This is a genomic window from Yersinia alsatica, assembly GCF_902170305.1.
GTDB classification, from domain to species: Bacteria; Pseudomonadota; Gammaproteobacteria; order Enterobacterales; family Enterobacteriaceae; genus Yersinia; species Yersinia alsatica.
The window spans coordinates 471221-496256 of sequence record NZ_CABHWW010000011.1 but is presented as its reverse complement, the minus strand read 5'-3'; the positions used below and the strand labels follow the sequence as shown (position 1 = coordinate 496256).

Here is a 25036-nt window from a genome sequence, read left to right as displayed (position 1 = left end):
TTAAGCAGTGCCATAACGAAAATAATGGTGCAGCAGAAATAGCGCCGTCAAAAGTGGTTGAGTGTGAGAACTTGGAGACTAACATTATAGAATTAGCAAATAGTATGCTTAGCACTTATTGAAATATGCGGTGAAATAAAAATGTAAAAAAAACACTAAAAAAGCCAGTTTGTTTCTATTTCATCGCTAAGCTTTGCTTTTCGCCAACACGCGGCCTCTATGGGGTTGCAGGAGTTATCCACCATTCCTGTGGATAACCTTGTGCATTAGCGATAGAAAACTAATGGCAAGCGAGAGCAGACGCGGCTTCGGCTCCTGTTGTCTGGATTCTCGACTTTTTAGAAATATTGTTTATTATCAGTGAGTTAATTAAAATCAAGCACTCAAAAATTATAGCCTTGATGGATGGATGATCTTTAATCAATTAACCATCAATAATGTGTTTATGTTAATGCTTGGGGATAAAAACGCTTTTAGAGTGCAAATGTGAACGTCATGTCACTGTAACGATGCATGCAATGTTGCTGTTGAGCAAATTAAGACATTTTGGTGTTTGAAGCTGGTTTTATATCCAGTATCATAGCAGTGGCAAAAATCTATGGGGCTTTCATAATTAGCCTCCTGACAGTGTGCATTTCTCCGGCGGGTAGCAAATTCATGAGTAAACCATTCAAACTACATTCTGAGTTTAAACCAGCAGGCGATCAGCCTGAGGCCATCCGTAAACTGGAAGAAGGGCTAGAAAATGGTTTGGCCCACCAGACACTGTTGGGGGTTACGGGGTCGGGCAAAACCTTTACGGTGGCGAATGTGATTGCCGATTTGAACCGCCCAACGATGGTATTAGCGCCGAATAAAACATTGGCGGCCCAGCTTTATGGCGAGATGAAAGAGTTCTTTCCCGAGAATGCGGTGGAATATTTTGTCTCCTACTATGATTACTATCAGCCCGAAGCCTATGTCCCAAGTTCTGATACCTTCATCGAGAAGGACGCCTCTGTAAACGAGCATATCGAGCAAATGCGGCTATCTGCGACCAAAGCATTACTGGAGCGGCGGGATGTGGTGGTAGTGGCCTCGGTCTCGGCTATCTATGGCTTGGGTGACCCTGATTTATACCTGAAAATGATGCTGCATCTGACTAAGGGGATGATTATTGACCAACGCTCAATTTTACGCCGCTTATCAGAGCTGCAATACAGCCGTAATGACCAAGTGTTTCAGCGCGGTACTTTCCGTGTGCGCGGTGAAGTTATTGATATCTTCCCCGCAGAGTCCGATGAGTGGGCGCTGCGGGTTGAATTGTTTGATGAAGAGGTCGAGCGGCTCTCAATATTTGATCCGTTAACGGGCCAATTACAGCACGAAGTTCCACGTTTTACTGTTTATCCTAAAACTCACTACGTTACCCCGCGAGAGCGTATCTTGCAGGCGATGGAAGAGATCAAAGTTGAACTGGCGGAGCGGCGCAAGGTGCTGCTTGCTAATAATAAGTTATTGGAAGAACAGCGTCTTACACAGCGCACCCAGTTTGACCTTGAAATGATGAATGAGCTGGGCTACTGCTCCGGTATTGAAAACTATTCGCGCTATCTGTCTGGCCGTGGGCCGGGTGAAGCGCCACCAACATTATTCGACTATCTACCCGCCGACGGTTTGCTGATTGTTGATGAGTCCCACGTGACTATTCCGCAAATCGGCGGGATGTACAAAGGTGACCGCTCGCGTAAAGAAACCTTGGTGGAATATGGCTTCCGGCTGCCATCAGCGCTGGACAACCGCCCAATGCGCTTTGAAGAATTTGAAGCATTGGCACCTCAGACTATTTATGTCTCAGCGACTCCGGGCAAGTACGAGTTAGAGAAATCCGGTGGCGAGGTTGTTGATCAAGTGGTGCGCCCGACAGGCTTGCTTGATCCACTGATTGAAGTGCGTCCTGTTGCAACACAGGTGGATGACTTGCTATCTGAAATCCGTATTCGCGCCGCGATCAATGAGCGGGTATTGGTCACCACGCTGACCAAACGTATGGCCGAAGATTTGACGGAGTATCTGGGGGAGCATGGTGCTCGTGTCCGTTATCTGCATTCCGATATTGATACTGTTGAGCGGGTAGAGATTATTCGTGACCTGCGCTTGGGTGAATTTGATGTGCTGGTGGGCATCAACTTGCTGCGAGAAGGGCTGGATATGCCAGAGGTTTCACTGGTTGCCATTTTGGATGCCGATAAAGAAGGTTTCCTGCGCTCTGAACGTTCCCTCATTCAGACCATTGGCCGCGCGGCACGTAACCTCAATGGTAAAGCTATTCTCTACGGCGACAGAATCACCGCCTCGATGGAAAAAGCGATTGGCGAAACCGAGCGGCGTCGGGCGAAGCAGCAAGCTTACAATGAAGAGCGCGGTATCATTCCACAGGGGCTCAACAAGAAGATTGGCGATATTCTGCAATTGGGCCAGCCTTCTACTCGGGGTAAAGGGAAAGGGCGCGGCGGCAAAGTGGCCGACACCAATAACTACCAATCACTGCCACCTAAAGCGCTTGATCAGAAAATCCGCGAGCTTGAAGCGAAGATGTATACCCACGCACAGAACCTTGAATTCGAACAAGCAGCTGAATTGCGTGATCAAGTCCACCAACTGCGCCAGCAATTTATTGCAATATCTTGATAGTCAGCGGCTCACTTGGTGGGCCGCAGAATGATGGGTATGAAAAATTGGGAATTTCTGCTTGTCGCATCGGCCGAACCTGATTAAGGTGTGCGGCTGATAAAATCGTCATCGAATAATGCGCGAGATAAATAATGAGCGACCACTTATCCAAAGATCCATTGCACGGTATTACATTGGAACAGTTACTGACCAAGCTGGTGGAGCACTATGGTTGGGAAGAACTGGCGTACCGCATCCAGATCAACTGTTTCATTAGTGATCCCAGCATTAAATCTAGCCTGAAGTTTTTACGCCGTACGCCATGGGCGCGGGCTAAAGTAGAAGCGCTTTACATCCACATGAATAACAACGCTGCTTTGCAAGAACAAGCTAAAAAGTAACCCTTTTAGCTCACCGATGCTGTGCTTGCACCACCTAATTGTTGCAGCGTCGTCTCCAAAGCTTGGCGCAGCAATTCGCGGTCATGGCGGTAAGGAATATCTTTAGCTTCCAACGGTTGCTGGACAATAATTCTGTCTGTGACACCGCTGATATCAATACGTGGGCTTACGATTGCTGCATCAATAATTTTTCGGCCAATCTTACTTTCCATGATTGCCAATTTTTCGTGTAACGACAGTTCGGCTGCCGCCACACTGAGCTCACGTCCCAGATTACCAATATAAATCATGCTGGCAGAGCTGCGCCGCAAAGCTTGGGTTAAATCATCCAGTAGTAACAGAGGCATCAGACTGGTTAAAAAACTGCCCGGCCCAATTAAAATCACATCGGCCTGACTGATAGCTTCAACCGCTTCCTTGGTTGCATGAACATGAGGCGACAGCAGCATTTCTTGTGGCATTTGCGCCAGTTGGTCAATATTCACTTCACCGTAAACCGGGTGCCCTTCATGATCGATTGCCAGTAAGTCCACCGGCTGCTCTGACATCGGGATCAACCAAGCATCCACTTTCAGCAAGCTGCGCACCAGATTGATTGCTTCAATAGGTCGAATGCTAAGATGGTCCAGTGCTTTGAGCATTAAATTGCCCAGATTATGACCGGCTAATTCGCCATTACCGGTAAAACGGTATTCAAACATGGCAGAGGCTACGCTGGGTTCTGTTATCAATTGATTCAAGCAGTTGCGAGTATCTCCCCAGGCAATTCCACCCTCTGAGCGGCGTATACGGCCAGTCGAACCGCCATTATCGGTGGTGGTAACAATACCGGTCAGACGTGAACCTAAAGGAGAAAGAGCAGACATTACCCTTCCCAGACCATGGCCCCCGCCTAATGCAACCACTCGATCGAGATCCGCTAATGTGCGATTTCGCATATTTTTCCTGCCTAAATAGTATCGCCTGGCTCTAATAGCGTAGCTAATGGTGAAATTGCTGCATAAGTTAACGGATTTGTTGTTAAAACGCGATAAAAGCCATTATTTTCGTGATTTTAAACAAAGTATTAGGCGCGGATTGAAATAAGCTCAATAACAGTATGTTTTGTTATATAAGTCGTTGTATATAAAAATATATAGCGAAAAACAGCGATTGGCTATCCAGTGGTTTTAGCGTTAGAATCTGTAGGAAAAGTGAGGTTTTTAGCGATTAAGTGTCGCAATGAGTTTTACTTTTTTAACCATGGTTCAGTAAGCTGTTGGAAAGACAGTTACTGAACATAAACTCCTAGCCTTAGTGTCTACGTTGTTTAACACAATATGATGCTCTGGCCGTGGCTTTAAGCCACCAGGGTGCGAGGTAGAAATGCCTGCATCTCCCGTATTTGGAAAGGTGTTATGGTACAACTGACTGACGCATTTGCGCGCAAATTCTATTATTTACGCCTATCAATTACCGATGTGTGCAATTTTCGTTGCACCTATTGCCTGCCCGATGGCTATCGCCCGGACGGATTAAAAAGTTTTCTGAGCCTTGACGAGATAAGTCGCGTCAGCCGCGCTTTTGCGTTGTTGGGTACAGAGAAGATCCGTCTGACTGGTGGTGAACCCTCTATGCGGCGCGACTTCACCGATATTATTGCCACTATCCGGCAAAATCCCGCGATCCGCACCTTGGCAGTGACCACTAATGGCTACCGTTTAGCGCGTGATGCGGCCCAATGGCGTGAGGCGGGACTGACGGCAATTAATGTCAGTGTTGATAGCCTTGACCCTCGGCAGTTTCATGCCATCACCGGGCAAGATAAATTTCATCAGGTTATGCAAGGTATTGATGCTGCTTTTGATGCTGGTTTTGAGAAAGTCAAAATCAATGCTGTGCTGATGCGGGATGTCAATGATCGCAATCTGAGTGCCTTCCTTAACTGGATAAAATCCAGACCAATTCAACTGCGGTTTATCGAACTGATGGAAACCGGCGAAGGTGGCAATCTATTTCGTAAACACCATGTTTCCGGTGACATCATTCGCCAGCAATTACTCCAGCAAGGTTGGCAACAGCAAGAGCGCGCACGTAGCGATGGCCCGGCTCAAGTATTCCATCATCCAGACTATCTGGGGGAAGTGGGGCTGATCATGCCTTATGAGAAAGACTTCTGCGCCAGTTGTAACCGTCTGCGTGTTTCAGCATTGGGAAATCTGCATTTATGCCTATTTGGCGAGCAAGGCATTACATTGCGCGACCTGTTAAGCAGTGATGACCAGCAATATGAGCTGATGGCGCGAATTCAGAGCGCATTGCAAACCAAGAAACAAACCCATTTCTTGCATCAGGGTAATAGCGGCATTACGCAGAACTTATCATTTATTGGTGGCTGATAGCTTATATAAGTAAGTGATTCGGGTGCATGAGGGCAGCTAACCTCTACAACGTCAGGAATGAAGGGAAATTCCCAAAGTTATTGGCGCTACAGGTAGGCAGCAAGCGAATAAATCCCGATGAGCTTACATCGGTAAGTGATTCGAGTGCATGAGGGCAGCTAACCTCTACAATGTCAGGAGCGAAGGGAAATTCCCAAAGTTATTGGCGTTACAGGTAGGCAGCAAGCGAATAAATCCCGATGAGCTTACATCAGTAAGTGATTCGGGTGCATGAGGGCAGCTAACACCCCTGCAACGTCAAGAACGAAGGGAATAGGAATTTTATGACCCAACTAACGCACATCAATGCCGCTGGCGAAGCCCATATGGTGGATGTTTCAGCCAAAGCTGAAACCGTACGCGAAGCGCGTGCGGAAGCTTTTGTTGAAATGCACGCCGCGACACTGGCGATGATTATTGACGGTAGCCATCATAAAGGTGATGTCTTTGCCACTGCCCGAATTGCCGGGATTCAGGCGGCCAAACGAACTTGGGAATTAATCCCATTATGCCATCCGCTACTGCTGACTAAAGTGGAAGTGCAACTGGAAGCCCAACCGGAGCATAACCGAGTTCGTATTGAATCCTGCTGCCGCCTAACCGGTAAAACTGGGGTAGAGATGGAAGCCCTGACGGCGGCGTCTGTCGCGGCGCTGACAATTTATGATATGTGCAAAGCGGTACAGAAAGACATGATAATTGGCCCGGTTCGCCTGTTGGCAAAAAGTGGCGGGAAATCCGGTGATTTTAAGGTGAATTCATGATTGAGATTCTATTTTTTGCTCAGGTTCGTGAGCTGGTAGGAACTGACCGTCTACAATTGGCTGCGGAATTTCCCACAGTCGATGCTCTGCGACAGTCCCTGTGTCAACGAGGGGAGCGCTGGCAGTTGGCGCTAGAAGAGGGCAAATTGCTCACCGCAGTGAATCAATCGCTAGTTAATGCTCAGCACCCACTGGTTGCGGGCGACGAAGTGGCTTTCTTCCCGCCAGTCACTGGGGGCTGATGATGGAGAATACCCGTATTCGTGTTGGACCAGAGGCATTCAATGTTGGTGATGAATATAACTGGTTGTCGCAATGTGATGAAGATGGTGCGGTAGTGACCTTCACCGGCAAGGTTCGTAACCATAATCTGGGTGCGAATGTCAGTGCTCTGACACTGGAGCATTACCCGGGAATGACAGAAAAAGCACTGGGTGAAATTATTAGCGAAGCACGCAGCCGTTGGCCATTACAGCGCGTTTCCGTTATTCATCGAGTGGGGCCGCTGTTCCCCGGAGATGAGATTGTCTTTGTCGGTGTGACCAGTGCACATCGCAGCATGGCGTTTGAGTCAGCAGAATTTATTATGGACTATCTGAAAACGCGGGCACCATTCTGGAAGCGGGAAGCCACTGCTGAGGGTGAGCGCTGGGTCGAATCACGGGACAGCGACCATGCTGCTGCCAAGCGCTGGTGAACTGTACGTAAACCCGTGTAAAGATTGCTCCTAAATGCCTATTTTTACTCCCTTGTTTACTGTATTTCTGTGGTACCCTTAAAGAGTCGGTGGGCTGTCAGTTGATAGCCTGTTTCATTATTTTATGCATAAGGTAACTACCATGGATCGCTATCCACGCTCTAATGGTTCAATTGTCGAACGTGCCAACTCTGGCATTCAGGCATATATGGCGCAGGTATACGGCTGGATGACCTGTGGTCTGTTATTAACGGCGGTTGTCGCCTGGTACGCAGCGAATACTCCTGCGGTCCTTAACTTTATCTTCTCCAGCCAGATCACCTTTTTTGGGCTGATTATTGTTCAGTTAGGTCTGGTGTTTGTTATTTCCGGGATGGTTAATCGCCTCAGCGGTACGATGGCAACCAGCTTGTTTATGCTGTATTCAGCATTAACCGGGCTGACTATCTCTAGTATTTTCATCATGTATACCAGCTCTTCTATCGCCAGCACATTCCTGATTGCGGCTGGTATGTTCGGTGCCATGAGTTTCTACGGCTATACCACCAAACGTGATTTAAGTGGCATGGGCAGCATGCTGTTTATGGGCCTGATTGGTATCGTGTTAGCTTCTATTGTTAACATCTGGCTGAAGAGCACCGCGTTGATGTGGGCTGTGACCTACATCGGTGTGTTGGTGTTTGTCGGTTTGACTGCTTACGATACCCAGAAGCTGAAAAATATGGGCGCGCAGTTAGATGCCAATGATAAAGATGGGTTCCGTAAATACTCCATCGTGGGCGCATTGACCCTGTATCTTGATTTCATCAACTTGTTCCTGATGCTGCTGCGGATTTTCGGCAACCGCCGTTAATCACCTTGATAAAAAGGGTTACGACAAGGCAAGTTTGCCCACCGTACGCTGCTTAAATTCAGTTATGTAGTTTGAAATAATAAAGGACACCAACTTGGTGTCCTTTTTGTTTTTTGAAATTGGAGGCTGGTTTTGGCTGGAATAGAGTTAGTGATCAGGTTCGGCTGATATTGATATAGCTGACTACCTAATATCTAAACCGAATAGGAGGGCTGAGCCTCCTGCACCCAATCAAACTGGCGATAAACCTTAGGCTATTTTCCGCCGGAACATCCCATACGCAACACTTCCCGTGGTGACGGTAATAACCAGCAGCGGCCACAAGCTGTGCCAGATAATATCGAAGCTGGCATCCTTGAGGTAAATCTGTTTGGTGATGTCAGTAAAATGGCGGATAGGATTGATCCACGTGATATTTTGCAGCCAGATTGGCATGTTCTCCACTGGCGAGACATAACCCGAGAGCAGAATAGCCGGCATCATAAAGACAAACACGCCGATAAATGCTTGCTGCTGAGTTGAACATAGCGAGGAAATCAACAATCCAAAACCGACTAAAGAGAGGCCATAGAGCAGCATGGTGCCATAAAATAGCGCCAGCGAGCCTGCAAAGGGGATTTGATAGAAAAATATACCGATAAACAACACGATAGTCGCCTGGAAGGTAGCGACAATCAGTGCTGGCACCGCCTTGCCGATAAAGATTTGCCAGGTCGTTAACGGAGAAACGAGTAACTGTTCTAGCGTACCTTGTTCCCGCTCACGCGCCACTGATAGTGACGTCACTATCAGTACGCCAATCGTCGTAATCATCGCAATTAATGATGGCACCACAAACCATTTGTAGTCCAAATTTGGGTTATACCAATTGCGGATAACTAACTCACTGTTATTGGGCTTGATTTGGCCACTGGTCAGTTCCAGTTGGTAATCTTGTACAATCTGTTGAATATAATTTGCGGCTATCTGGGCACTGTTAGAATTGCGCCCATCTAGCACAAGCTGTAATTGGGTGGTTTTGCCGTTGGCCAAATCAGCACTGAACTGCTCAGGGAAGCGGATCAACAACAGCGCTTTCTGGTTATCAATAACGGGCCGGATCTCTTGCGGACTGTGCAGCAACAGTACATGAGAAAATGCTTCGGCTTTGGCAAAACGTTGGGTGAGTTCTACCGAGGCTTTGCCGCTGTCTTCGCTGTAAATAGCGATGGTGGCATTGGTCACTTCCAACGTGGCGGCGAATGGGAATAAGATCACCTGCATTATCACTGGCATGATTAATATCGCACGGGTCTGCGGTTCGCGTAATAGCGACTGCAACTCTTTAATAATCAATGTATAAAGGCGATGAAACATATTTTACTCTCTTCCTTTAATCTAGCCTGCGATGTGTTTTCCATGCTGTCAGACCAATAAATACTGCGGCAGATGCGATTAGGAACAGCAAGTTAATCACCAGAACGGTACCGATATTGCCTGCCAGGAACAGACTTTGTAGACTACTGACAAAATAGCGGGCAGGAATGATATAAGTCACGGCACGCACAATGGCGGGCATGCTATCAATTTCAAAAATAAAGCCCGAGAGCATGACTGCCGGTAGGAATGCTGCATTCAGCGCTATCATGGCGGCATTGAACTGGTTACGCGTGATCGTGGAAATCAGCAGCCCCATCCCCAGAGTGCTGGCTAAGAACAAGCTGGTGATAACAAATAATATCCACAATGACCCTCGATAAGGTACGCCGAGGATAAACACCGACACCACCATACAGAGTGTCATGGCAACCATACCAAGGACGTAATAGGGGATTAGCTTTGATAATAGCAATTCACTGCGTGTGACCTGAGTTGATAGCAGCGCTTCCATGGTGCCGCGCTCCCATTCACGGGCAATCACCAGTGATGTCAGGATAGCCCCAATCACCGTCATAATAATGGTTATGGCCCCCGGAATGATAAAGTGGCGGCTGATGGCGGCAGGGTTAAACCAATAACGGACCTGAATTTCAATCAGTGGGTCATTGGTTTGCCCCAAGTTTTGCGCCTGTTGCTGTTGCCAGATTTGCCATACTCCTTGCGCATAACCCTGTACAAAGTTAGCGGTATTAGGCTCACTGCCGTCAGTAATCACCTGAATCGGTGCTTTGCTCTCTGGTCGTGCGAGTTGCTCGGCAAAATCATTGGGGATCACAATTAATCCGCGAATTTTACCGGCTTGCATTGCCTGAATCAGAGCTTGGCGATTATCACTGATTTGCGGGGAGATATAAGGCGAGCTGGCAAATGCATTAGCCAAGTCTTGTGCCGGCTTGCTCTGTTGTTCCATTAAAATGCCGACATGCAGTTTGCTGGAATCCAGATTGATACCATAGCCAAAAATAAATAGTAATAACAATGGGATAACAAAAGCGATCAACCCACTGCTGGGGTCACGCAAAATCTGCCGAGTCTCTTTGCGGCATAAGGCACGCAGGCGACGCCAGGAAAAGCCGGTGTCCTGATAAGTCTCGCCCTCACTTTCCGGTAGTTTATTGACCGGCAATTTATCTGTAGCTAATAGCGATGGCTCGGTCATGGCTGTTGCTCCTTATCACTCTGCTGGTCGTAGCGCTGGACCAACCCGATAAATGCTTCTTCCATCGATGGGTTAAGATTTTCATCAGTGGCGACTTGCTGCTTTAGCTCATCTGGCGTGCCGGCAGCAATAATCTTACCTCGGTAAACCAGCCCGATACGGTCACAGTATTCGGCCTCATCCATAAAGTGGGTGGTGACCATAACAGTCACACCTTTATCTACCATCCCATTGATATGTAACCAGAATTCACGGCGAGTGAGGGGGTCAACACCCGAGGTGGGCTCATCAAGAAACAGGATGTCTGGCTCATGCATTAAAGCGCAGGCCAGCGCCAGTCGCTGTTTAAAACCCAGCGGTAGAGAGTCCGGAGTTTGTTTGAGAATGGGGCTGAAATTAAAGGCCGACGTCATATCGGCTATTTTGTCGCGCTGGGTTTTACCTTGCAGGCCATAAACACCGGAGAAAAATTTCAGATTCTGCTCAACGGTCAGGTTGCCATACAGCGAGAATTTCTGCGCCATATAACCCAAATGTTGCCGTGCTTTACCTGAGCTGGTCTTCAGATCCATATCCAGCACCAATGCTTTGCCAGAGCTAGGGACCAGCAAGCCGCACATCATTTTAAATGTGGTTGATTTACCCGCGCCATTCGGCCCGAGTAAGCCAAATATTTCACCGCGTTTTACCTGAAAATTGACATGATCAGTGGCAGCAAAATCACCAAATTTCTTGGTTAATTCTTGCGCTTCAATTACTGTCTCATCGTGGCTGCCTTCAACTTTAGGCATTATTTTTGCCAGGGCCGATTCACTGGCTGGGCCACCGCCCAACAGGTCAATAAAGGCATCCTCGAAGCGCGGTTCTGCCTCCATCACATCGGTGTTCGGTTGATTTAACAGGGAGGGAATTTGACGGTGATCCACATCTGGCTTGAGGATCAGCCGCACATATTTCCCTTGAATCACCCCATCACTCACCTCAGGTAGGGTCAGAGCATGCTGCAACAGTTTGCGGTTGGTTCCTGTTTGGGCTGCAACCAAAATCGTCCGGCCACTCATACGCTGTGTCAGGCTTTGCGGCGCACCGCTATACAGCAATTTACCTTCGTTGAGCAGCAATACTTCACGGCACTGCTCTGCTTCATCAAGATAGGATGTGCTCCACAAGATAAGCATGCCGTCACTGGCCAACTCATGCACCATGCGCCATAACTCACGGCGTGAGATGGGGTCAACCCCCACACCCGGCTCATCCAACAGTAACACTTTTGGCTGGCCAACCAAGGTACAGGCCAATCCCAGCTTCTGTTTCATCCCACCAGAGAGCTTGCCCGCCAGCCGTTCGGTAAAGCGGGTCAAATCCGTAAATGTCAGCAGCCGTTCAAAGGTTTGGCGGCGCTCTTCACCCGTCACACCACGTAGGTCAGCATACAGCGTCAGATTCTCTATTACCGTCAAATCTTCATATAAACCAAATTTTTGCGGCATGTATCCAAGAATTGAATGTAACTGACGATCATTTTCCAGTGGGTCCAGACCGACGACGGTCATCTTGCCTTGGCTGGGTTTTAGCAAGCCTGCCAACATGCGTAATAATGTGGTTTTACCGGCACCATCCGGCCCGACCAACCCTGTGACCGCACCACTGCGGATTTCGGTTGTCAGGCTAGCAACGGCAGGACTCTCCAGTCCGGGGAAGGATTTTTCGACTCCTTCCAAAGTAATAAGATGCTGGATTCCATTCATAACTCATGCCGCCTTAAGGTTGTACAAAACGGACGGTGACAGGCATACCTTGCCGCAGTGATTCATCAGCATCGGTGATGATAATGCGCAAGCGATAAACCAGGTCAGTACGTAAGTCCGGAGTTTCCACACTTTTCGGGGTAAATTCAGCCGTCGGCGACACGAAACCTATTTTGCCGTGATAAGGCTTGTTTGGGCGGCCATCAGTAAAGACCTCAACTTCCGTGCCTGGAATGGCCTGGTTGAGATGAGGTTCACTCACATAAGCCCGCACCCAGACTGGGTCAGTCAGCGAAAGGGTAAAGACGGTATTGCTGGCAGACAAAATTGTGCCCGGTTCAACGGCGCGAGTGAGCACGGTACCTGAGGATGGCGAGAGCAGGGTGGTGTCTTGTAGATTCAGTTGGGCTTGCGCCAGCTCGGCTTCGCTCTGAGCCAGATTAGCCTCGGCCTGAGCAATTTCCTGCGGGCGATTACCACTTAAATATTGTGCAAGTTTATCTTTTGATGCCTGTAGATTTGCCTGCGCCTGATTACGTGCGGTTCGGGCATTCTCTAACTCGTTGGCAGAGGTCGCTTTACTCGCCCATAACCCTTGCTGGCGTTTAAGGAAGCTATCCGCATAACTGAATGCGGCTTCACGCTGAGAAACTTCGGATTTGACTTGAGCAATCTCTTCTTCCCGATACCCGGCTTTCAGTAAAGCCAGCTGCGCTTGCGCACTTTGCACATTAGCTTGCGCTTGTTTGAGGGCGTTGAGATAAGGGCCATCATCCAGTTTACCCAGTTCTTGTCCCGGCTGAATTTTATCCCCTTCATCAACAGATAGAGATGCCAGGCGGCCAGCCACTCGGAAGCCCAGATTTACGGTACGGATGTCGACATTGCCATATAACGTCAATGAGGCATCATGTTGTTGACGATAATAACTCCATCCGTAACCTATCGCCGCCAATAACGCGACAATAACGACGGCCACTATAATCTTCTTGCGATTCATAATGCTCCCTATCTGTTACTGATATTGATTACATCACCCTAATGTTTTGGCCCGCAGTCCGTAGAGAAGCAGGTCAATATGTTCGATAAGCACTTGATTAATCATTTCACTTTCAGCTTCACCAATATCTAGCCATCCTGCTTGTCGGCGGATTGTCTCGCGACCCATACGAAAAGCCAGAACTTCGCCGATTAATGCATGGGTATGAATAATGGTTTTAGTGGCGCGAGCATCAGCACCAATAAATGCAGCCAGCAACTGATTCAGCTTTTGGTGCAGTGGTGCAATAATCTGGGTATGTATCAGAAGGTATGCATCACTGGGAGATAGCTGTTCACGAGCCATTATTTTGCTGATATTCAGCGTTTCTGGTTGTGTCATTAAATGGCTGAATTCCAGTAATCCGCGGCGGATATAGTGTAGCTGTTGCTCTGGACTTTGCTCCTGAGATGGGAGTTGAAGAAACTGATCAATTTCCTGTGCCAGCGGCGCGAAGGCCTGCTTAATAAAGTTGGCAATTTGTTGCGCGACTGCCAGATATAAACCTTCTTTGGAATTGAAATAGTAGGTAATTGCGGCAATATTCTGGTCTGCCCGCTGGGCAATTTCCCGGGTGGTCGCTCCTTTCAGACCCTGCTCGCCGAACAGTTCGGTTGCGGCCTGAATCAACTGCTGACGGGCTTGTTCACCACGGGGCGTGGTTGGTATTGATGGTGTTGAAGAGTGAGACATAGGCTCCATACCCAATGAAGATCATTTTCGCTAATATTAATAGATAGCTAAATAATAAATCAATCATATGATTAACTTTAGGCCACCCCTACGACTAAGTAAAGTTATGGTGGGTAGAAGCCCTTTTTTTGTGATCAGAAGCAGGGTAATTGCCAGTAATAAATCAATTTTCCTGATGTTTACGCTAATAAAAATCTTAAGAAACGCGTAAATATCCCTTTTCTTGCTAAACATCTGTTATAATCAGCCGCAATGGTGCACTGCAGTTTGTGCCAATCCTCGTGGTAATGCCTCAATTCATACCTCGTCTGATAATCTTCCCTTGAAACTGCACCTGGCGATATCGTCGGGATTGGGAAGATCTGGAGCTTTTCGTAATATGTCATTTGATTCTCTCGGCTTAAACGCCGACATCCTGCGTGCTGTTGAAGAGCAGGGCTACCTTGTGCCGACGCCAATTCAGCGTCAGGCAATCCCTGTGGTACTGGAAGGCCGTGATTTAATGGCCAGTGCGCAAACCGGTACCGGTAAAACTGCTGGTTTCACCTTGCCGCTGTTGCAACTGCTGAGCCAGAACCAACAACCCATTAAAGGCCGTCGTCCGGTACGTGCGTTGATTTTGACGCCAACCCGCGAGCTGGCTGCGCAGATTGACGAAAACGTACAGAGTTACAGCAAATACCTGAAGCTGCGTTCGCTGGTGGTATTTGGTGGCGTTAGCATTAACCCACAGATGATGAAATTGCGTGGTGGTGTTGATATCTTGGTCGCAACACCTGGCCGTCTGCTGGATCTGGAACACCAGAATGCAGTTGATCTGTCCAAGATTGAGATTTTGGTATTGGACGAAGCCGACCGCATGCTGGATATGGGCTTTATTCACGATATCCGTCGTGTATTGGCAAAACTGCCTGCTAAACGCCAGAATCTGCTGTTCTCCGCGACTTTCTCTGATGAAATTAAAGGCTTGGCCAGCAAATTGCTGCACAACCCTGCTTCAGTTGAAGTGGCTCGTCGTAACACCGCTTCTGAGCAAATTGCACAAAGTGTTCATTTTGTGGATAAAAACCGCAAACGTGAATTATTGTCTCAGATGATTGGCGAAGGTAATTGGCAGCAAGTATTGGTGTTCAACCGCACCAAGCACGGCGCTAACCATTTAGCTGAGCAGCTGAATAAAGACGGCATTACTGCCGCAGCTATTCATGGTAATAAGAGCCAAGGGGCGCGTACTCGTGCACTGGCTGATTTTAAAGACGGCAAAATTCGCGTATTGGTAGCAACTGATATCGCCGCCCGTGGTTTGGACATCGACCAGTTACCTCATGTGGTTAACTATGAGTTGCCAAACGTACCGGAAGATTACGTGCACCGTATTGGTCGTACTGGCCGCGCGGAACGTACCGGTGAGGCGATTTCATTGGTTTGTGTTGATGAACACAAACTGCTGCGTGATATCGAGCGTTTGCTCAAACGTGAAATTCCACGTATCGCACTGGATGGCTATGAGCCGGACCCAAGCATTAAAGCGGATCCGATTCAAAATGGCCGTCAGGGCCGTGGCGCGCAACGTCCAGGAATGGGCCGTGGCAGCAACGCCGGTCGTCCGCAAAATGGTGGTGGCGCAGCAGGTCGCGGTGATAGCCGTAACAGCCGCCCACGCAGCCAGGCTGATGGTCAACGTCGCCCGGCAGGCCCATCTTCACGTGGTCGTAGCCGTAATCCCGGCGAATAAGTCATAAAGTATTCGCTGATGAAACCGCTTCTTTGGAAGCGGTTTTTTTTCATCTGAATCCCCAGATTACAGGGTTATCCCTTGTTTTAAACCTCGCTTCACCCGTATCATTGCCGGTCTTTTTTAGCATTATATTGTATGGAATTTATCGTCACTTGGCGGGATGTTATGGCGCGGATAAGAGGTCAGGGTAATTAGCATGCGGGTAATACTAGCACCGATGGAAGGTGTATTAGACTCACTGGTGCGTGAACTTCTCAGTGAAGTTAATGATTATGATCTTTGCATCACCGAATTTCTACGGGTGGTCGATCAGCTATTGCCAGCAAAATCCTTCTATCGGCTATGCCCGGAGCTTCACCAACAGAGCCGGACGTCATCTGGTACTCTGGTGCGTATCCAGTTGTTAGGCCAGTATCCACAATGGCTGGCAGAAAATGCGGCTCGTGCTGTTGAGCTTGGATCTTACGGTGTAGATTTAAACTGCGGCTGTCCGTCAAAGTTGGTTAACGGCAGTGGGGGTGGCGCAACCTTGCTCAAAGATCCTGAATTGATTTATCAAGGTGCTAAAGCCATGCGCGAAGCGGTACCGGCTCATCTGCCCGTCACAGTAAAAATTCGCTTAGGTTGGGATTCTGGTGATCGGCAATTTGAAATTGCCGATGCGGTGCAGCAAGCCGGTGCCACTGAGCTGGCGGTACATGGCCGCACTAAAGAAGAGGGTTATCAGGCCGAATGCATCAATTGGCAGGCAATCGGTGAGATCCGCCAGCGCCTGACGATACCGGTGATCGCCAATGGTGAGATTTGGGATTACCGCAGCGCGCAGGAGTGCATGAAAGTGACTGGCTGCGATGCAGTTATGCTTGGGCGGGGGGCACTCAATGTGCCGAATCTAAGTCGAGTCGTGAAGTATAACGAACCACGGATGCCGTGGCCGGAAGTGGTCAAACTGCTACAAAAATATGTGCAGTTAGAGAAACAGGGCGATACCGGTTTATATCATGTTGCCCGCATCAAGCAGTGGCTAGGTTATTTACGTAAAGAATATGCCGAAGCAACTGACTTATTTAGTGAAATCCGTGCATTAAAAACCTCGAAAGATATTGCGGTGGCTATTTTACGAGTGTGAATTAGCTATGTTTTATAGCGAGCCATAAAAATCCCAAGCCTAAATATACCTTAAACAAGAATGGTTATTCTTTTGATTTGATTTAAGTATCGCGTTTATAGTGTGCTCGCATTTTAAATGCAGTATCTCGTTAGGCGAGGCTCCTATACAAACACAGGTTACTGATCTGACGACGTCCAGAGACGCCCAAGGTTAGGACAGGCTATATCGGATTAAGGTATAACCCAAAGTAACTTCTGAGAAATCAGATACGTTGTATAGTGCTAAAACTTAGACACGGAGATAGCCATAGAGCACTCTCTAATCTGGTTACGCCCCTATGTGAGGACTGTTTAGTTAAATAATAACAGTAATAGGGTCATTTATGAGTTCACATTTCGACTTAGCATTGCAAAAGCAGCATCCATTCAATCCAGGTGAAGATAAAGAATCTACCTTAGGCGCTTATATGAGCGATGCCTATATTACGGTATCGGCTGATATGTCAGTCGCTGAGGCTAAAGCCTATTTCTTGCAAAATATTTCCGATAATGAAATACCAACACAATTATTGGTGACGAATAATAATCGGCATTTACTCGGGTTACTCTCGGTTAAGAATTTACTAACGGAAGAGCAACAAGATATAAAACTTTTTCAGATTATTAACCAGAGTTATTTCTCTGTATCGCCAGATCAAGATCGTCACGAGGCAGTAAGCTTATTGGCAAAATGTGGTTTAGATATCGTTCCAGTATTAAGTCACGGTAAATTAATGGGAGTATTACGGGCGCAAGATATTGCTGAATTGATTGAAGATGAAAACACGGAAGATGCTCAGCGGCAGGGGGCAAGTATGCCGCTCGACGAGCCTTATTTACAAACCAGCCCAGTGACATTATGGCGCAAGCGAGTTGTTTGGCTATTACTGCTGTTTGTCGCGGAAGCTTATACCGGCACAGTATTAAAAGCGTTTGAGGAGCAACTGGAAGCGGCAATCGCCTTGGCATTCTTTATTCCACTATTAATTGGTACTGGCGGTAACAGTGGTACGCAAATTACCTCGACCCTAGTGCGGGCTATGGCACTCGGGGAAGTCAGTCTACGTAATGTCGGTGCAGTATTGCGCAAAGAAGTTTCCACTTCTCTAATGGTGGCAACGACCATTGGTTTGGCGGCCTGGATCCGTGCCTGGTTCTTGGGCGTGGGGATGGAAGTGACTATCGTGGTGAGCTTGACGGTGGTCGCAATCACGGTGTGGAGCGCCATTGTCTCTTCCATTATTCCGATGGTATTAAAGCGGTTATCTATAGACCCTGCGGTGGTTTCAGCCCCTTTCATTGCCACTTTTATTGATGGTACCGGTCTGATTATTTACTTTGAAATAGCTCAGTTGGTGATGACTGATTTAGCATAATGTCGATAATAATAAGGCGCTTTAAGCGCCTTTTTTAATAGCTATCTAACCGATTATTTTCTCTTGCGGCCAATAAATTTGGCGATACCCAATAGGAAGATTGCTCCTACCAGAATCAATAATGCATCGACCCAGAAGGTCAGTGAGGCTAGATTTTCATCATGAATATCAGCTAAACCGGCGGCGATTAAAAATACTCCGAAGAGAATACCAAAAATTGTTGTTCCCATATAAACACCTGTAAATTAGTTTTATCTAAAAAATTTATGTTGGCAATTATAGGATAATATTTAATCGGTGGCTTTTCTTTCTTTGATAAATGTTTACCGCTGAGCAGCAATTAGGCAGCTTTAATCTTTGTAACAATCATTTTAAGAATGAATGGTGCGTAGTGTATTACTGTAATTTATAATGCGCCGGATCGACCCCATTGGCTCTCGACAACCTATTTAAGCTGACGAACATGAATGTAAAAATTCGATTTGCACTATTAAGTTTCTTGCTTTTGTCTACCAGTATCAGTGTCGTTCCTTTAGCCTCGGCCAGTGGTACATCCGGTGAAGTTAAAGGGAAAGCTCCCCTAGAGTTGGCGTCGGGTAGTGCGATGGTGATTGATTTACAAACAAATAAAGTCATTTATTCCAACAATGCAGATGAAGTGGTGCCGATCGCATCAATCACCAAATTGATGACCGCAATGGTGGTATTGGATGCCAAATTGCCTCTTGATGAGATTATTTCAGTCGATATTCATCAAACTAAAGAGATGAAAGGGGTCTTTTCCCGAGTGCGGGTAAACAGTGAAATCAGCCGCAAAGACATGCTGCTGCTGGCTCTTATGTCGTCGGAAAACCGTGCTGCGGCGAGCTTGGCTCATCACTATCCCGGTGGCTATAACGCATTTATTAAAGCAATGAATGCGAAAGCCAAATCATTGGGAATGACTAAAACTCGCTATGTAGAGCCAACGGGTTTGTCGATTGATAATGTCTCGACGGCCCGTGATCTGACCAAATTACTGGTCGCCACCAAACAATATCCCTTGATTGGGCAGTTGAGTACCACTACAGAGAAAATGGCTACTTTCCGTGAGCCTAACTACACTCTGCCATTCCGTAATACTAACCATTTGGTTTATAACGATAAATGGAACATCCAATTAACTAAAACCGGCTTTACCAATCAAGCTGGGCACTGTCTGGCAATGCGTACTGTTATTGGTAATCGCCCAGTAGCATTGGTCGTTTTGGATGCATTTGGCAAATATACCCATTTTGCCGATGCAAACCGCCTGCGTAGCTGGATAGAAACTGGCAAGGCAGCGCCAATTCCTGGTGCAGCGAAAAGTTATCGTCAGCAAAAGGATTCTCAGGGACGTTTGGCTCAGCTCTCAGAATAAATTTACCCTTTGCTTTTGAAGTTGCAGGGGGCTAGCTGCGTTCTATTCCTCGGCCGATCCTTGGGCCTCGCCTCTTCGAGGCTGCTGCCTGCAACTCCAGGTTCTTTGGGTCTATAGGTAACTAAGTGGCAGAATTTGCAGATAATCTGTAAGTTCTGCTTATTAGTGCTGGATTGGCAGTTTTTTATTTTGCTAAAAAATCAATTTAAACACGCCAGTAATGGTCAGTAGCCCGACAATAAAAATGATCGCAATAATCCACAGTATTATTTTCATGTTATCTCCTAGATCCCATATCAGACATCGATATTTGTCAGTGGTACCAACCTTGGTTGGTGTCAGACTATGACTATAGTTTGTCTGACTGGATTCAGGGGACTTGCCGCCGGAATTCGGATAATACCTAGATGAGTGCAGTATGAGTAATTCACTGTCCACCATGGTTATTTTTGCTGCCAATTTTTCAGTTTTGAGGTTTTGCCAATTCCGGGATTAAAGCTGTTGGTTGGGTCTATCTGCCGATAGAACGTTTTCAATGCAGGTTTTGCAATATAGAGATGCCCGACATTATGCTCAGCTGGGTATTCCGCCCCTTTATCACTCAGCAGTGCCAGCATCTTTTCTTTTAGTGCGTGCGTATCGACACCTTTCTTCACGATATAATCTTGATGGAAGACGTGGCATAGGAAATGACCATAGTAGAGTTTGGCAACCATGCATTGGTCTATTTCTGGCGGTAAGGTCTCAAACCACTGATCTTCATTGCGACGCAGGGCAATATCTAACGCCAATATATCTTCTACTTTATCAGCATGAACGGCGTGATAGCGTACTGCCGCACCAGCGGCGGCAAAGCGGTGTAAAAATGCTTTTTTACCTTCGTCAGCCGTACAAGTAATAAAGTTGCCTTCCGCAGTAGCAAAAAAATCTTTCAGAAATTGCTGTGCTTCAGGAATGCCTCCACCAGACATTTTTAGCATCAAATGATGCTCATATTTACTGCGGTAAGCCTTAAGACGTTTCGGTAAATGATTGGGTAGCACCTGGCTGAAGCCTTGCATTATCCGATCTGTTAAATGGTCGATAAGAAAAGGGACTTTACTAAGACGAGCATCAATCTTGCCTTTTAAAGTAAAGAAGCGAGGCATGTTATTGGTGCCCATACTGTTGATCATCACAAAGGTATCTTTGCCATACACTTCGGCGATATCAAAAATATCGCGATGCATATATTCACCCGCCACAGGCAAATGTTTGAAGTCACGTAAAATAGCCCGGCGTAATTGGGTTAATACCTGAGTTTGATTGGTTCCGATATAAAAGACTTGCTGCTGTTTCTCACTGGGAAAAGTATCCAGCCGAACTGCAAAGACGGCTAATTTACCGGCACATCCTGAGGCTTCAAATAAGCGTCTTGGGTCGGCATTAAAACGGGAGGGAGTAGAGGCATCAATATCCCTCACGCGTGTAGCATATTCATGGTCAGAAGCTTGCTGCATACCTTGGTCAATATCACTAGCACGATATTTACCGCGCTCCAGGCGTTGTAAAATCTCTTCTGGAGTATTGCCGAGATTGATTCCCAAATGATTGATGAGTTGCAACTCTCCTTGAGCGTCAATTTGCGCGAATAATGCCATCTCGGTGTATGCCGGCCCTCTTTGAACCAATGAGCCCCCCGAGTTATTACAAATACCGCCAACAACGGAAGCACCAATACACGAAGAGCCAATCACTGAGTGTGGCTCGCGGTCATAAGGTTTTAAACGTTTTTCCAGTTGGTTCAGAGTACTGCCGGGGAAACCAATCACTTGCTTGCCATCATTCAGTAATTGGATTTGATTTAGCCGCAAAGTATTCAATATGACAATGGGTCGGTCATAATCATCCCCACTAGGGGTAGAGCCCTCTGTCAGCCCGGTATTCGCCGCTTGCATGATAACAATGGTGTCGGCGGCTACGCAGGCTTGTAGTAATTGCCATTGCTGTAATAACGTCGAGGGGAAGACTACCGCAAGGGCAGAACCTGCTCCTGAGCGGAAACCGGTGCGGTAACGTTCAGTTTGCCGTTCACCGGTTAGCAAGTAACGAGCGCCCACGATATGCCGCAACTGGGTCAGTAAGGTTTGTGTTTTTTCATCACTGTATTGATTCATTCGTGCAGCTCCCTTTCATTGCATTGACTTTTATAGCGCTGGTTACAGCTAAGTTCAGGGCTCTATGACATAGCTATTATGGTGCAATGATGTAACCATGAGGGGCGGCTGGCTTTCTTGATAAATCCTTTGTTTTGTGAAAAACCTCACACTATTGCCATCTAAATCGCATTTGGCTTTCGTAATCATGTGGTTTAAACATTACTAACACTAATGATTAAACAAAAAGACACTCAGATCACGGGATAGATATCTTCTTCAATGGATAGATAATAATTTTGCTCATTGCATTATGAGGTATAGGATCAAGGGTAATAATTGCGCTGATTAATAAGGCATTTCATGAGTGAACATTTTGTTGGCAAATATGAGGTGGAGCTGAAGTTCCATGTATCGAACATCGCCCAATTGCATGCGCAGTTAGCCCTTCATCAAGCAACAGCCTTTACTATCAATAATCATGAAAAAGATATCTATCTGGAAGCTAATTGTGGTGATCTAGCTGCGAAACAGATCAGTATGGTTTTGCGGGAAATGCACCCCTCTGGTATTCGTTTATGGATAGTCAAAGGGCCGGGAACGGAACGATGTGAAGCCAGTAAAATTGAAGATATTGGCAAAGTACAAAGTATGCTAGCAACATTAGGATATCAGCCCGCATTTATACTGGAAAAACAGCGCAGTATTTATTTTGTCGGGAAGTTTCACGTGACGATTGATAACCTGGTAGGGCTCGGGGATTTTGCTGAAATAGCCATCATGACTGATGATGCCACTATCCTTGATAACCTAAAGACCGAATGTTGGGATTTAGCTAATAAACTCGGATTATTGCCAGCACAACAAGAAAGCCGCTCATACCGTCAGCTACTCGGTTTTTAGCGTTGATGGTGCAGTATTGGCCGTGATATATCCCACGGCCATACAGATTTACTTCTTCATCAAAGATTTCAAATTGGCAAATGGGTTATGAGTTGCAACCCCTTGATCATTCTGCGCATCATCACCCGCAATCACCGTCGAGCCATAAAGGTCTGCCTCGGTATATTTGGAGTGTTCGTGATCATGGCAAAAAAGGCATAACATCTCCCAATTGCTGCCATCTTCGGGATTATTGCTGTGATCGTGGTCAATATGGTGAACGGTTAACTCTCGAAGATTAGAATATACAAATTCGCGTGAACATTTACCGCAAACCCACGGAAAAATCTTCAGAGCTTTCTCTCTATAACCACTTTCCAGACGGGCGTAATTCTTCGGGATATATGCCATAGGTGAACCTTCAATTCTGCCATAAATAATGGTCTTATTTTAGCGTGAAAGTAGGCGCTAGACTATCAACTGTTTGTTATTAATATTCAGATAATACCTTATCATTTAAAGCAATCTTCGTAGGAACATATTGAATCAATTATAGAAATACCTAGTTCAGTTATTCATGGTGATGCTAAGAATTTTTGAGACTTTTGCTGATGATTTAAAGGGATAAGTCGTTTTACACTATCGTTATGTTTTAGCATCAGCATGTTTTACATTATTCATCAGACAGTTATTAGCATGAGATTATACGTAACCCGCTAATAGACTTATTTTACGGCAGGCAATACAGCGTGTTTAGCCTGAAACCCTTTGCCGAAACAGTTGAGGCGATATGAAAGAATCTGAGGTACTGGCCGAAGTCAGTAATGAAAACCAAACATTAGTCGCCGTGGTGCAACAAGACCAGCGGGTGGTGTACTTCTATATTTATCCACAAGAGGCATTCGAAGAACGTTTTCCGGTGCGTGCGTGCTGGGTGAGAAACTTGGTTGCGGCCCCCTTGTCGGCGGATAATACGGCCCTTGAACAAGGATTGGCTCCGCGATTAGCCGCAGAGTTTTGCCGGAATGTGGCTGGTGAAGCCGAGCTTGATGCACAATTTATTACCATAGTCTGGTCAGAAAGTGATGATGGCGCTGCATTATGGTATCAAGGGCAACTGCTGGCGATTATTCCTGGTTGGAGTTTGTATATTGATCATTCGGTTTGCTATTCGGCCAGTTGTATTAAAGATAACCCGCTGACTTTACCTTTGGGCTCAGCCTCTACCAATGTCCAATATGCTCAGGCACAGAATACACGTCAATTTTGGCGTGCCTGGCAACAAGAGGACGGTAACCCTTGGCCTGCACTCCAAGCTGAATATATTCAATGCTATGAACAACACTTTGGTCCATCGGTGAAATATTATGCCATCGACCAAGGAACGTGGCCGCCAATGGCTATATCGCAGCATGAAAAGGACGGAATATATTATTTTCTGACACTGGGTGTCAGTATCCGTCCGCAACCTTGGGTTGAAATACTGTTCAATGATGATGCGGCCAAATACCGCCGTTTTGAAATGGCTATCGCCATTGACGGCCAATATGTCAATGAGGACAACGCTATCCATATGGCGAGTGCGTTGGCTGGTTTTGCCCATGTTCCCTGGAGCAAAATAACCTGGCTAGGGGAAGGTCATACGTTAGAGTCGTCCGTGGCTCCTCAGGGATATGAAGGCTATATTTTATCATCAGAGCTTTATGCTGATGCAGACAGTCTTATATTGCCTCACCAGCAGGATGACCCGGTCAATATATATTGGGCTAGCCCGGTTTTTGCCAGTGAAAGAGAGGCTGCGCATGCGGTGCCAAATGGTGGGTATGATTTGCTGAAAAAACTACAGAAGAATGGGGTAAACCATATTTTCACACCACGCGAGTCTATTATTTAATTTTGTGCTGAACATTGCTGGTCTGATTTGCAGATTTTGTTATTCGGGTCTTAACTTAATAATGATAGCGGTTTTGAGCCAGTAAACTTGAAACCACAATGTTCGCTTGAGATGCTGTAATTTGCCGTATAGTCAAATCAGCTGTCAGTGAAAATTAATTTTATGGAGGTTTTATGGGCATACTATCTTGGATTATTTTTGGCCTGATTGCCGGTATTTTGGCTAAATGGATTATGCCTGGAGAGGATGGCGGTGGTTTTATTATGACTGTAATCCTTGGGGTAGTAGGTGCTCTGGTTGGGGGCTATATTAGTACCTTCTTTGGTATGGGCAGAGTTGATGGGTTTAACATCGGTAGCTTTGTCGTAGCTGTCATCGGTTCGCTGGTCGTGCTGTTTGTCTATCGAAAATTAAGAAGTTAGACTCAATTGATATGCTTATGACCATGATTTTAATCGTCATCAGTAAAGCCAATAAGCATTAATCAAGAAAACGTCTTCTCGTCAAAATACTGTCCTCATAAAATATCAGAAAGGTGGCTATTTTTTGTCACCTTTCTCTCATAAAAGCATCATCAATATGCAATAGAAATATTCGTTAATAGCTCATGACTACAGG

The 25036-nt window shown here is 46.6% G+C and carries 24 protein-coding genes and 2 riboswitches; of the genes, 14 read left to right on the top strand and 10 right to left on the bottom strand.

Annotated features, from left to right (window positions below; translation table 11 throughout):
- Nucleotides 1–657 precede the first annotated feature (657 nt).
- Entirely contained in the window at nt 658–2670 is a 2013-nt protein-coding gene (gene uvrB / locus FTA96_RS09060; protein ID WP_050107941.1) for an excinuclease ABC subunit UvrB, read from the top strand.
- Between the two features lie 134 nt (nt 2671–2804).
- Nucleotides 2805–3053 carry a VF530 family protein gene (locus FTA96_RS09055; protein ID WP_004708996.1) on the top strand — a complete coding sequence of 83 codons (249 nt, stop codon included), beginning with the start codon at nt 2805–2807 and terminating at the stop codon, nt 3051–3053.
- A 5-nt stretch (nt 3054–3058) separates the two neighbouring features.
- Here the strand turns inward: FTA96_RS09055 and yvcK are convergent, their stop codons facing one another.
- Nucleotides 3059–3991, bottom strand: coding sequence for a uridine diphosphate-N-acetylglucosamine-binding protein YvcK (yvcK, locus tag FTA96_RS09050; RefSeq protein ID WP_050107701.1), 933 nt, complete (start codon nt 3989–3991; stop codon nt 3059–3061).
- A gap of 334 nt (nt 3992–4325) precedes the next feature.
- Nucleotides 4326–4464, top strand: a riboswitch (molybdenum cofactor riboswitch).
- On the opposite strand from yvcK, the gene moaA reads away from it, so the two are divergent.
- The 5 genes from moaA to FTA96_RS09025 all read left to right on the top strand — a co-directional run bounded on the left by moaA (nt 4451) and on the right by FTA96_RS09025 (nt 7787).
- On the top strand, nt 4451–5431 hold the full coding sequence (moaA, locus tag FTA96_RS09045) for a GTP 3',8-cyclase MoaA (protein ID WP_050107700.1): 981 nt from the start codon (nt 4451–4453) through the stop codon (nt 5429–5431). It overlaps the preceding riboswitch by 14 nt.
- 326 nt (nt 5432–5757) lie before the next feature.
- A complete protein-coding gene (gene moaC, locus FTA96_RS09040; RefSeq protein ID WP_050107698.1) occupies nt 5758–6237 on the top strand; it encodes a cyclic pyranopterin monophosphate synthase MoaC in 480 nt (159 codons plus the stop codon).
- A complete protein-coding gene (gene moaD, locus FTA96_RS09035; RefSeq protein ID WP_050098815.1) occupies nt 6234–6479 on the top strand; it encodes a molybdopterin synthase sulfur carrier subunit in 246 nt (81 codons plus the stop codon). Before moaC ends, moaD begins: the two co-directional genes overlap by 4 nt.
- Nucleotides 6480–6481: 2 nt before the next feature.
- Entirely contained in the window at nt 6482–6934 is a 453-nt protein-coding gene (gene moaE / locus FTA96_RS09030; protein ID WP_050135946.1) for a molybdopterin synthase catalytic subunit MoaE, read from the top strand.
- A 142-nt stretch (nt 6935–7076) separates the two neighbouring features.
- Complete coding sequence (locus FTA96_RS09025) at nt 7077–7787, top strand: Bax inhibitor-1/YccA family protein (RefSeq protein WP_004709005.1); 711 nt, start codon at nt 7077–7079, stop codon at nt 7785–7787.
- Nucleotides 7788–8036: 249 nt separating this feature from the next.
- On the opposite strand, the gene FTA96_RS09020 is transcribed toward FTA96_RS09025, so the two are convergent.
- From FTA96_RS09020 to cecR, 5 genes are read right to left on the bottom strand one after another with little or no spacing between them, the layout of a single operon-like run.
- The gene (locus FTA96_RS09020) at nt 8037–9143 is read right to left on the bottom strand and encodes an ABC transporter permease (RefSeq protein WP_050107691.1); all 1107 of its coding nucleotides are present in this window, start codon (nt 9141–9143) and stop codon (nt 8037–8039) included.
- Nucleotides 9144–9159: 16 nt separating this feature from the next.
- On the bottom strand, nt 9160–10365 hold the full coding sequence (locus FTA96_RS09015) for an ABC transporter permease (RefSeq protein WP_050122389.1): 1206 nt from the start codon (nt 10363–10365) through the stop codon (nt 9160–9162).
- Entirely contained in the window at nt 10362–12113 is a 1752-nt protein-coding gene (locus FTA96_RS09010; RefSeq protein ID WP_050107688.1) for an ATP-binding cassette domain-containing protein, read from the bottom strand. The genes FTA96_RS09015 and FTA96_RS09010 overlap by 4 nt, the downstream gene beginning before the upstream one ends.
- A gap of 13 nt (nt 12114–12126) precedes the next feature.
- Nucleotides 12127–13113, bottom strand: a complete 987-nt coding sequence (hlyD, locus tag FTA96_RS09005) for a secretion protein HlyD (RefSeq protein WP_050122385.1) — start codon at nt 13111–13113, stop codon at nt 12127–12129.
- A gap of 33 nt (nt 13114–13146) precedes the next feature.
- A complete protein-coding gene (gene cecR / locus FTA96_RS09000; RefSeq protein WP_375541923.1) occupies nt 13147–13854 on the bottom strand; it encodes a transcriptional regulator CecR in 708 nt (235 codons plus the stop codon).
- 370 nt (nt 13855–14224) lie between these two features.
- Here cecR and rhlE point away from each other — a divergent pair, with 370 nt between their 5' ends.
- The 3 genes from rhlE to FTA96_RS08985 all read left to right on the top strand — a co-directional run bounded on the left by rhlE (nt 14225) and on the right by FTA96_RS08985 (nt 18108).
- Nucleotides 14225–15580, top strand: a complete 1356-nt coding sequence (gene rhlE, locus FTA96_RS08995) for an ATP-dependent RNA helicase RhlE (protein ID WP_050107684.1) — start codon at nt 14225–14227, stop codon at nt 15578–15580.
- A 199-nt stretch (nt 15581–15779) separates the two neighbouring features.
- Nucleotides 15780–16712 carry a tRNA dihydrouridine(16) synthase DusC gene (gene dusC / locus FTA96_RS08990; RefSeq protein WP_087816867.1) on the top strand — a complete coding sequence of 311 codons (933 nt, stop codon included), beginning with the start codon at nt 15780–15782 and terminating at the stop codon, nt 16710–16712.
- Between the two features lie 119 nt (nt 16713–16831).
- A riboswitch (M-box (ykoK) riboswitch) is annotated at nt 16832–17001 on the top strand.
- 75 nt (nt 17002–17076) lie between these two features.
- On the top strand, nt 17077–18108 hold the full coding sequence (locus FTA96_RS08985; RefSeq protein WP_050107682.1) for a magnesium transporter: 1032 nt from the start codon (nt 17077–17079) through the stop codon (nt 18106–18108).
- A gap of 53 nt (nt 18109–18161) precedes the next feature.
- On the opposite strand, the gene FTA96_RS08980 is transcribed toward FTA96_RS08985, so the two are convergent.
- Nucleotides 18162–18338: a hypothetical protein gene (locus tag FTA96_RS08980; RefSeq protein WP_072077580.1), complete on the bottom strand. Its 177-nt coding sequence runs from the start codon at nt 18336–18338 to the stop codon at nt 18162–18164.
- A gap of 233 nt (nt 18339–18571) precedes the next feature.
- Here FTA96_RS08980 and pbpG point away from each other — a divergent pair, with 233 nt between their 5' ends.
- Nucleotides 18572–19507: a D-alanyl-D-alanine endopeptidase gene (gene pbpG, locus FTA96_RS08975; RefSeq protein WP_050151616.1), complete on the top strand. Its 936-nt coding sequence runs from the start codon at nt 18572–18574 to the stop codon at nt 19505–19507.
- 192 nt (nt 19508–19699) lie between these two features.
- On the opposite strand, the gene FTA96_RS23835 is transcribed toward pbpG, so the two are convergent.
- Together FTA96_RS23835 and dld are read right to left on the bottom strand one after the other, a co-directional pair.
- Nucleotides 19700–19783 carry a small membrane protein YohP gene (locus tag FTA96_RS23835; protein ID WP_017346848.1) on the bottom strand — a complete coding sequence of 28 codons (84 nt, stop codon included), beginning with the start codon at nt 19781–19783 and terminating at the stop codon, nt 19700–19702.
- A gap of 167 nt (nt 19784–19950) precedes the next feature.
- A complete protein-coding gene (gene dld, locus FTA96_RS08970; RefSeq protein ID WP_050107678.1) occupies nt 19951–21663 on the bottom strand; it encodes a D-lactate dehydrogenase in 1713 nt (570 codons plus the stop codon).
- 342 nt (nt 21664–22005) lie between these two features.
- Between dld and FTA96_RS08965 the strand changes: the two genes are divergently transcribed.
- Entirely contained in the window at nt 22006–22545 is a 540-nt protein-coding gene (locus tag FTA96_RS08965) for a class IV adenylate cyclase (RefSeq protein ID WP_145573625.1), read from the top strand.
- A gap of 48 nt (nt 22546–22593) precedes the next feature.
- Here FTA96_RS08965 and yajD read toward each other — a convergent pair whose 3' ends face one another.
- Nucleotides 22594–22935 carry an HNH nuclease YajD gene (gene yajD, locus FTA96_RS08960; protein ID WP_005158894.1) on the bottom strand — a complete coding sequence of 114 codons (342 nt, stop codon included), beginning with the start codon at nt 22933–22935 and terminating at the stop codon, nt 22594–22596.
- Nucleotides 22936–23314: 379 nt separating this feature from the next.
- Here yajD and FTA96_RS08955 point away from each other — a divergent pair, with 379 nt between their 5' ends.
- Both FTA96_RS08955 and FTA96_RS08950 read left to right on the top strand, forming a co-directional pair.
- On the top strand, nt 23315–24418 hold the full coding sequence (locus FTA96_RS08955; protein WP_050122378.1) for a suppressor of fused domain protein: 1104 nt from the start codon (nt 23315–23317) through the stop codon (nt 24416–24418).
- Between the two features lie 173 nt (nt 24419–24591).
- Complete coding sequence (locus FTA96_RS08950) at nt 24592–24840, top strand: GlsB/YeaQ/YmgE family stress response membrane protein (protein WP_050107670.1); 249 nt, start codon at nt 24592–24594, stop codon at nt 24838–24840.
- The last annotated feature ends 196 nt before the right edge of the window (nt 24841–25036 follow it).

Coding starts and splice junctions, on each gene's coding strand:
- uvrB (WP_050107941.1), top strand. CDS start 658: ATGAGTAAACCATTCAAACTACATTCTGAGTTTAAACCAGCAGGCGAT.
- FTA96_RS09055 (WP_004708996.1), top strand. CDS start 2,805: ATGAGCGACCACTTATCCAAAGATCCATTGCACGGTATTACATTGGAA.
- yvcK (WP_050107701.1), bottom strand. CDS start 3,991: ATGCGAAATCGCACATTAGCGGATCTCGATCGAGTGGTTGCATTAGGC.
- moaA (WP_050107700.1), top strand. CDS start 4,451: ATGGTACAACTGACTGACGCATTTGCGCGCAAATTCTATTATTTACGC.
- moaC (WP_050107698.1), top strand. CDS start 5,758: ATGACCCAACTAACGCACATCAATGCCGCTGGCGAAGCCCATATGGTG.
- moaD (WP_050098815.1), top strand. CDS start 6,234: ATGATTGAGATTCTATTTTTTGCTCAGGTTCGTGAGCTGGTAGGAACT.
- moaE (WP_050135946.1), top strand. CDS start 6,482: ATGGAGAATACCCGTATTCGTGTTGGACCAGAGGCATTCAATGTTGGT.
- FTA96_RS09025 (WP_004709005.1), top strand. CDS start 7,077: ATGGATCGCTATCCACGCTCTAATGGTTCAATTGTCGAACGTGCCAAC.
- FTA96_RS09020 (WP_050107691.1), bottom strand. CDS start 9,143: ATGTTTCATCGCCTTTATACATTGATTATTAAAGAGTTGCAGTCGCTA.
- FTA96_RS09015 (WP_050122389.1), bottom strand. CDS start 10,365: ATGACCGAGCCATCGCTATTAGCTACAGATAAATTGCCGGTCAATAAA.
- FTA96_RS09010 (WP_050107688.1), bottom strand. CDS start 12,113: ATGAATGGAATCCAGCATCTTATTACTTTGGAAGGAGTCGAAAAATCC.
- hlyD (WP_050122385.1), bottom strand. CDS start 13,113: ATGAATCGCAAGAAGATTATAGTGGCCGTCGTTATTGTCGCGTTATTG.
- cecR (WP_375541923.1), bottom strand. CDS start 13,854: ATGGAGCCTATGTCTCACTCTTCAACACCATCAATACCAACCACGCCC.
- rhlE (WP_050107684.1), top strand. CDS start 14,225: ATGTCATTTGATTCTCTCGGCTTAAACGCCGACATCCTGCGTGCTGTT.
- dusC (WP_087816867.1), top strand. CDS start 15,780: ATGCGGGTAATACTAGCACCGATGGAAGGTGTATTAGACTCACTGGTG.
- FTA96_RS08985 (WP_050107682.1), top strand. CDS start 17,077: ATGAGTTCACATTTCGACTTAGCATTGCAAAAGCAGCATCCATTCAAT.
- FTA96_RS08980 (WP_072077580.1), bottom strand. CDS start 18,338: ATGGGAACAACAATTTTTGGTATTCTCTTCGGAGTATTTTTAATCGCC.
- pbpG (WP_050151616.1), top strand. CDS start 18,572: ATGAATGTAAAAATTCGATTTGCACTATTAAGTTTCTTGCTTTTGTCT.
- FTA96_RS23835 (WP_017346848.1), bottom strand. CDS start 19,783: ATGAAAATAATACTGTGGATTATTGCGATCATTTTTATTGTCGGGCTA.
- dld (WP_050107678.1), bottom strand. CDS start 21,663: ATGAATCAATACAGTGATGAAAAAACACAAACCTTACTGACCCAGTTG.
- FTA96_RS08965 (WP_145573625.1), top strand. CDS start 22,006: ATGAGTGAACATTTTGTTGGCAAATATGAGGTGGAGCTGAAGTTCCAT.
- yajD (WP_005158894.1), bottom strand. CDS start 22,935: ATGGCATATATCCCGAAGAATTACGCCCGTCTGGAAAGTGGTTATAGA.
- FTA96_RS08955 (WP_050122378.1), top strand. CDS start 23,315: ATGAAAGAATCTGAGGTACTGGCCGAAGTCAGTAATGAAAACCAAACA.
- FTA96_RS08950 (WP_050107670.1), top strand. CDS start 24,592: ATGGGCATACTATCTTGGATTATTTTTGGCCTGATTGCCGGTATTTTG.